1 protein-coding gene is annotated in these 6,900 nt (G+C 56.2%); it reads left to right on the top strand.

The genetic code is table 11. From position 1 onward, the window contains the following. Positions 1 to 30 precede the first annotated feature (30 nt). The gene (locus EDC54_RS15055; protein ID WP_329957852.1) at positions 31 to 6,858 is read left to right on the top strand and encodes an Ig-like domain-containing protein; all 6,828 of its coding nucleotides are present in this window, start codon (positions 31 to 33) and stop codon (positions 6,856 to 6,858) included. The last annotated feature ends 42 nt before the right edge of the window (positions 6,859 to 6,900 follow it).

The following is a 6,900-nucleotide window of genomic DNA, read 5'->3' as shown; positions in this document are numbered from 1 at the left end:
ACGGTCGGCGGTGAGACCTACCAGACCACGGTGAATGCCGATGGTCTGAGCTGGAGCGTCAACGTACCGGGCACGGTGCTGGCGGCGAACGGGGATATCTCCGCGACGGTCACCACCCGCGATGCGGCGGGCAATCTCACCACAGCTAATGCACAGCATACTTACGGTGTGGATGTCTCCGCACCTGTTGCCTCAATCTCTATTGATAATGTCACAGCAGACAACGTCATTAACGCCGCCGAGTCGGGCCAGAGCATTGCCGTCACCGGCAAGGTGGGCGATGACGTCCGCGCCGGTGATGCAGTGACGGTTACCATCGGCGGCGAAACCTATCAGACCAGCGTCAATGCCGACGGCCTGAGCTGGAGCGTCAATGTGCCGGGATCGGTGCTGTCTGCGAATAGTGATATCTCCGCGACAGTCACCACTCGCGATGCAGCGGGCAATGTCACCACCGCAAATGCGCAGCATACTTACGGTGTGGATGTCTCCGCACCAGTGGCATCGATCACTATTGATAACGTCACTGCGGATAATGTGATTAACGCCGCCGAGTCGGGTCAGACTATCGCGGTCACCGGTAAGGTGGGCGATGAGGTGAAAGCTGGTGACGGAGTGACGGTTACGGTCGGCGGCGAGACCTACCAGACTACGGTCAATGCCGACGGTCAGAGCTGGAGCGTCAGTGTGCCGGGCTCGGTGCTGGCCGCCAATACTGATATCAGCGCGACGGTCACCACCCGCGATGCAGCAGGCAATGTGACGACGGCTGACACGAACCACACCTATGGCGTTGATATCTCAGCGCCGGTGGCGTCTATTACTATTGATAACGTTACTTCGGATAATGTGATTAACGCCGCCGAATCGGGCCAGACTATTGCGGTGACCGGTAAAGTAGGTGATGAGGTGAAAGCCGGTGATGCAATCACCGTGACCGTGGGCAGCGAGTCTTACCAGACCACGGTCAATGCCGATGGCCTGAGCTGGAGCGTCAACGTACCGGGCTCGGTGCTGTCTGCCAATAGTGATATCAGCGCGACGGTCACCACCCGCGATACGGCGGGCAATATCACCACGGCGGATGCCCAGCATACTTACGGCGTGGACGTCTCCGCACCAGTGGCATCGATCACTATTGATAATGTCACCGCGGATAATGTCATTAACACCGCCGAGTCGGGCCAGACCATTGCGGTCACCGGTCGCGTGGGCGATGATGTCCGCGCCGGTGATGCAGTGACGGTCACCGTCGGCGGCGAGACCTATCAGACGACGGTGAATGCCGACGGCCTGAGCTGGAGCGTCAATGTGCCGGGGGCGGTGCTGGCCGCGAACGGGGAGATCTCCGCGACGGTCACCACCCGTGATGCGGCGGGTAATCTCACCACCGCTAACGCACAGCACACATACGGTGTGGATGTCTCTGCACCAACGGCGTCTATTACTATCGATAATGTCACCACGGACAATGTCATTAACGCCGCCGAGTCGGGTCAGACCATTGCGGTGACAGGCAAGGTCGGTGATGAGGTGAAAGCGGGCGATGCAATCACCGTCACCGTGGGCGGCGAGTCTTACCAGACCACGGTCAATGCCGATGGTCTGAGCTGGAGCGTTAATGTACCCGGATCGGTGCTGGCGGCGAATAATGATATCAGCGCGACGGTCACCACCCGTGATGTGGCGGGCAATGTGACGACGGCTGACACCAACCACACCTATGGCGTTGATGTCTCCGCACCAGTGGCATCGATCACTATTGATAACGTCACTGCGGACAACGTCATTAACGCCGCTGAGTCGGGGCAGACCATTGCGGTGACCGGCAAGGTGGGCGATGACGTCCGCGCCGGTGACGAAGTCACGGTTACCATCGGTGGTGAAAGCTACCAGACCACGGTCAATGCCGATGGCCTGAGCTGGAGTGTTAGTGTGCCCGGTTCGGTGCTGGCCGCGAATAGTGATATCAGCGCGACAGTCACCACCCGCGATGAGGCAGGTAATCTCACCACCGCAGATGCGCAGCATACTTACGGTGTGGATGTCTCTGCACCAACGGCGTCTATTACTATCGATAACGTCACAGCAGACAACGTCATTAACGCTGCTGAGTCGGGTCAGACCATTGCGGTCACCGGTAAGGTGGGTGATGACGTTCGCGCCGGTGATGTAATCACCGTGAGCGTGGGCAACGAAACCTATCAGACCACGGTCAATGCCGACGGCCTGAGCTGGAGCGTCAATGTGCCGGGATCGGTGCTGTCTGAGAATAGTGATATCTCCGCGACGGTCACCACTCGCGATGCAGCGGGCAATGTCACCACCGCAAATGCGCAGCATACTTACGGTGTGGATGTCTCCGCACCTGTCGCTTCAATCTCTATTGATAATGTCACAGCAGACAACGTTATTAACGCCGCCGAGTCGGGCCAGAGCATTGCCGTCACCGGCAAGGTGGGTGATGAGGTGAAAGCGGGCGATACAATCACCGTGACCGTGGGCAGCGAGACCTATCAGACGACGGTCAATGCCGATGGCCTGAGCTGGAGCGTCAATGTGCCGGGCGCGGTGCTGGCGGCGAACGGGGATATCTCGGCGACAGTCACCACCCGCGATGCGGCAGGTAATCTCACCACCGCAGATGCGCAGCATGCTTACGGCGTGGATGTCTCTGCACCAACGGCCTCGATTACTATTGATAACGTTACTGCGGATAATGTGATAAACGCTGCCGAGTCGGGCGAAACCATTGCAGTGACTGGTCGCGTGGGCGATGACGTCCGCGCCGGTGATGCAGTGACGGTTACGGTCGGTGGCGAGACTTACCAGACGACGGTGAATGTCGATGGTGAGAGCTGGAGTGTCAACGTACCGGGCTCGGTGCTGGCCGCGAATAGTGATATCTCCGCGACGGTGACTACCCGTGATGCGGCTGGCAATATCACTACTGCCAATGCGCAGCATACTTACGGTGTGGATACTGTTGCGCCAACGGCCTCAATCACCATTGACGATATTACCGCAGATAATGTGATAAACGCTGCCGAGTCAGGAGAAACCATTGCAGTGACTGGTCGCGTGGGCGATGACGTCCGCGCCGGTGATGCAGTGACGGTTACGGTCGGTGGCGAGACTTACCAGACGACGGTGAATGTCGATGGTGAGAGCTGGAGTGTCAACGTACCGGGCACGGTGCTGGCCGCCAATACTGATATCAGCGCGACAGTTACCACCCGCGATGCAGCGGGCAATGTCACGACGGCAGATGCGCAGCATACTTATGGCGTTGATATTAATGCGCCGGTGGCCTCTATCAGTATTGATAATGTCACCGCAGACAACGTCATTAACGCCGCCGAGTCGGGGCAGACCATCGCAGTGACCGGTCGCGTGGGCGATGACGTCCGCGCCGGTGACGCAATCACGGTTACCATCGGCAGCGAAACCTACCAGACCACGGTCAATGTCGACGGCCTGAGCTGGAGTGTCAGTGTACCGGGCTCGGTGCTGGCCGCGAACGGGGAGATCTCCGCAACGGTCACCACCCGCGATGCGGTGGGTAATGTCACCACCGCGGATGCACAGCACGCTTACGGCGTGGATATTTCGGCGCCGGAAATTGTTATTACCGATTTTGCTGGTAACGATGGTTTTGTCAGCCAAAACGAGCTGAAAAATACGGTTATCAGTGGTACCAGCAGTGAAAAGACGGTCGATTTGCTCTTTACCGATATGAATGGTAAATCGATCTCGCTTGGTGACGTGCCGGTGACGAACGGGAAGTGGCAGGCAAATATTGATCTGAGCCCGCTAGCAGAAGGCAAGATTGTGGCAGGGGCGACGGCGACCGATTCGGCGGGTAATCAGGCATATGATGACAGCCTGGCTATCATGGATATTACTCCGCCCGTTGCTCACGACAATTCGGTGTCTGGTGTGGAGGATACCTCGCTCCCTATCGACTGGCACGATTTCGGCGTATCTGCGGATACCACCAGCATCGTGATGTCTTCTCTGCCGCCTGCGAGTGTCGGCACGCTCTATTTTAATGACAGCGGAAACTGGACGGCGGTGACGGTCGGGCAGACTTTTACCGCCGCTAACACCGACTTACGCTTTACGCCGGCGAACAATGTCTCTGGGGTTGCGTTGGGCGACATTGGCTACCGGCCTGTTGATAGCGCCGGCAACCTGGGAAGTGACGCCGCGTTGCACGTCGATCTTACGCCCGTGGCGGATGCACCGGTGGTCAGTTTGAATATCACCAGCGGAGCGACGACGCCGACCTCTTTGGAAATCATTAAGGTCAATGGCGGTAGTACCAACGGCGGTTTTGATGTACAGAATGGGAAAATCATCGCGGTGGGTGATGGCGTTCGCGTCTGGTTGACGGAAGGGGATCCGATCCCAACCGTGGTCGGCAGCGGTAAGGTGGCGTACTACAGTCAGAGCAACATCAACGGCGATGGCGGTTACAGCGATATCTTCGTTGTGCATTCCAATAGCGGGTATTTCTACCGGCAGGGCGATTGGCCTGCCGATCGTAAAGAGCATCGCGATCTGGATTCCCTCAACGGTAACCGAAGCAGTAATGGCAGCAGCGCACAATCGGATTATGTGTTCGTCATGAAGGAGGAAGGGTATACCTATAGCGCGGCCCACAATACGAATAATAACCAGGGGACATCCGTCAATACGCTGGACGGGCTGAAGGTCAATTATACCGATAGCAGCGGCAAGTCCGGATCGCTGACGACGCAGACCAGCAACAATATTGAAGGCGTCATCTACAGCGATGGTTCGACCTATACGCCGGGGACCAACAGTGCAGCGGTGGAAAAAATACCCGGCCAGCCAGGTTCGCAGCTGCATACCCTTGATGTTTCGGCGACCCTGACCGATCTCGACGGTAGCGAAAGGTTGTCGGGAATTACGCTGACCGGGATCCCACAGGGAACGGTGCTGACTGACTATATTAACAATGTGACATATACCGTGGGGGCTGATGGCACATACCTCATCAACAATGCCAACAATGCCATGACGCTGGCGGGAAAGGTCACGATAGATGTCCCGATCGATGCCGGTAAATTCAATGTCGTGGCGCAGGCGACATCCACGGAAATCGCCAATTATGATACGGCGACCGGCTATTCGTCTGGCGGTGTGGAACAGTACGGGCTGCATGTTGGTACGGTAGGTGATGACAAGATATCCGGTACGCATAGCCATGATGTCATGGTGGGCGATGTATCCGGCTTGCAGATTATTGAAGGCAAAAATTACAACATCGCGTTTATGGTTGACTCGTCAGGCAGTATGTCTGCAACCGATATCGCTCATACACGCGCTTCACTGATCGATGTCTTCGAGAATTTGGTCAATAGCGCCAACAGCGCGAATTCCGGTACGGTGAATGTCTTCCTGGCTGACTTTGATTCGCAGGTCGGTAAAACCGTGTCAGTGAACATGACGGATGCCAATGCCCTGAACAAGTTGACCGCGGTACTGGACTCCATGGTGGGGGGCTCAACGGCAGGGGGAGGAACGAACTATGAAGATGTGTTCAAGACGACGGCGAACTGGTTCCAGAGTGACGCGGTGAAAAATAACGTGGGTAACAACCTGACGTATTTCATTACCGATGGGGAGCCTACCTACTATCAGACCAATGAAACCAATGAAGTCCGCGTGAGTGACTGGTGGCAGTCGCTGAACATCGACAACATCGCCTACCAACCGGGGCAGTCTTACTACATGGATGTGCGAGGCGCGCAAAGGGAAGTAATTGATACAAAAGGAAATGTTTATCAATATAGCGCAAGTGGATGGTATGGCGTCTCGCGCACTGTGATTGGGCAGGTGCATGCGCAAGGCGATGGTACCTATGAGATTTCGTCACTGGGTGGCGCGGGTAATAACGGCTATTGGGCGCGGGATATTTGGGGTCGACGTTATTGGGTCGATAATTCGGTTAACCGCGATGACAGTAATGAAAACGCTGCACAGGCTTTTGATTTACTGAAAAAGCATTCAACCGTTGAAGCGATTGGCATCGGTTCTGATTTGAATGGCGAGCTTCTGAAGCATTACGATACCGACGGTATCGTGCAGGATCACATTGATCCGGAGAAGCTCAACGAGGCGATTCTGGGCAGCAGCGAGCCGATGAATGGCGGCAATGACGAACTGTATGGCGGGTTGGGGAACGATATTCTGTTCGGCGATTCGGTCTCTTTCCCTGACATCGACGGTAACGGCATTGCGGCCTTGCAGAACTATATTGGCAAGCAGTTAGGCATGCAAACGGGCGTACCGACCGCGAAAGAGATGCATAGCTATATGACGACGCACAGTGCGGAGTTCGATCTGTCGTCGGAGAAAGAAGGCAACGATATTCTCAATGGCGGTGCCGGGAATGATCTTCTTTTCGGTCAGGGAGGGAATGATATTCTGATCGGCGGTGAAGGAAATGACCTGCTTTATGGCGGTACTGGCGATGATATCCTGATTGGCGGCGCAGGGGGGGATACGCTCGTCGGCGGCGCGGGTGCGGATATCTTCAGATGGCAGTCCGGCGACATCGGCAACGATGTGATTAAAGACTTCAATGCCAAAGAGGGGGACCGGATTGATCTTAGCGATCTGATTGGCGAACTGGAGGAAGGTACCGATATCAGCCGCTATATTCGTATCACCGAAAATCATGGTTCGCCGACGATAGAGGTCAGCACGGCGGGAGATTTCGCTGGGGATAAAGGCGGCACGGTTGCAGTGTCGATCACGTTGGAACATTATAGCGGCGCGTTACCTTCGCTGGAGAGTCTGGTTAGCAAGCCGGAATTATCCAGTTAATGAACATCATGGCCGCTGTCCGTTAGGGCAAGTGGCCCCTCC

Source organism: Samsonia erythrinae, assembly GCF_004342665.1.
GTDB classification, from domain to species: domain Bacteria; phylum Pseudomonadota; class Gammaproteobacteria; order Enterobacterales; family Enterobacteriaceae; genus Samsonia; species Samsonia erythrinae.
Note: the sequence above shows the minus strand (reverse complement) of the source record. Positions and strands in the feature narration are given on the sequence as shown.